Raw genomic sequence first — 1,484 nt, forward strand, 5'->3', positions numbered from 1 at the left:
CGTTAAACCCTCCCCCGAGAGAAATTAAGTCCATTTTCGGTATAAAAAACATTACGTAAACAAAAAAAAGAACAATGCTTGCCATCTTTCCATTTCCATAGGATTAGTCTGCTTTAGGGAAGGTGCGAACAAGTTCCTGATATGAGATCATCATATTCATCCGGAGCGCATCCCAGAGGGACATCATGAGCCATCAACTCACCTTCGCCGATAGTGAATTCAGCACTAAGCGCCGTCAGACCCGAAAAGAGATTTTCCTCTCCCGCATGGAGCAGATTCTGCCATGGCAGAATATGACCGCTGTCATCGAGCCGTTTTATCCCAAGGCGGGCAATGGCCGACGGCCCTATCCGCTGGAGACCATGCTGCGTATTCACTGCATGCAGCATTGGTACAACCTGAGCGACGGTGCCATGGAAGATGCCCTGTACGAAATCGCCTCCATGCGCCTGTTTGCCCGATTATCCCTGGATAGCGCCCTGCCGGATCGCACCACCATCATGAATTTCCGCCACCTGCTCGAGCAGCATCAACTGGCCCGTCAATTGTTCAAGACCATCAATCGCTGGCTGGCCGAAGCAGGCGTCATGATGACCCAAGGCACTTTGGTGGATGCCACCATCATTGAGGCACCCAGCTCTACCAAGAACAAAGAGCAGCAACGCGATCCGGAGATGCATCAGACCAAGAAAGGCAATCAGTGGCACTTTGGCATGAAGGCCCACATTGGTGTCGATGCCAAGAGTGGCCTGACCCACAGCCTAGTCACCACCGCGGCCAACGAGCATGACCTCAATCAGCTGGGTAATCTGCTTCATGGAGAGGAGCAATTTGTCTCAGCCGATGCCGGCTACCAAGGAGCGCCACAGCGCGAGGAGCTGGCCGAGGTGGATGTGGACTGGCTGATCGCCGAGCGTCCCGGCAAGGTAAAAACCTTGAAGCAGCATCCGCGCAAGAACAAAACGGCCATCAACATCGAATACATGAAAGCCAGCATCCGTGCCAGGGTGGAGCACCCGTTTCGCATCATCAAGCGGCAGTTCGGCTTCGTGAAAGCCAGATACAAAGGGCTGCTGAAAAACGATAACCAACTGGCGATGTTATTCACCCTGGCCAACCTGTTTCGGGTGGACCAAATGATACGTCAGTGGGAGAGATCTCAGTAAAAACCGGAAATAACGCCAGAAATGGTGGAAAAAATAGCCTAAATAGGCTGATTCGATGTGTTTGCGGGAAAAAAATCGGCCCAGATCCGCGAAATTTTAATCAGCGAGTCAGCTTGGGAAGAAATGACCTGCTTATTCGCACCTTCCTTAGCAGTGGCATAAATCAGCATCGCCTGATGTTTCTGGTTCTATGCGAATTCACAGTGTGCTCATTGATTCGTAATTCACTCTGACAAGGAAATGGCAATGAAAAAGGTTCTTCTCTCTGCAGCAATGGCAACCGCGTTTTTTGGCATGACTGCTGCCCATGCAGCTGAT

1 protein-coding gene is annotated in these 1,484 nt (G+C 51.3%); it reads left to right on the plus strand.

The annotated features are described in order from the left end of the window. Positions 1-185 precede the first annotated feature (185 nt). Positions 186-1,166, plus strand: coding sequence for an IS5-like element ISKpn26 family transposase (locus tag ACFFXY_RS25265; RefSeq protein ID WP_000019445.1), 981 nt, complete (start codon positions 186-188; stop codon positions 1,164-1,166). Positions 1,167-1,484: the final 318 nt, after the last annotated feature.

It is taken from the genome of Glycomyces mayteni, from assembly GCF_042428885.1.
Lineage (GTDB): Bacteria > Actinomycetota > Actinomycetes > Mycobacteriales > Micromonosporaceae > Glycomyces > Glycomyces mayteni.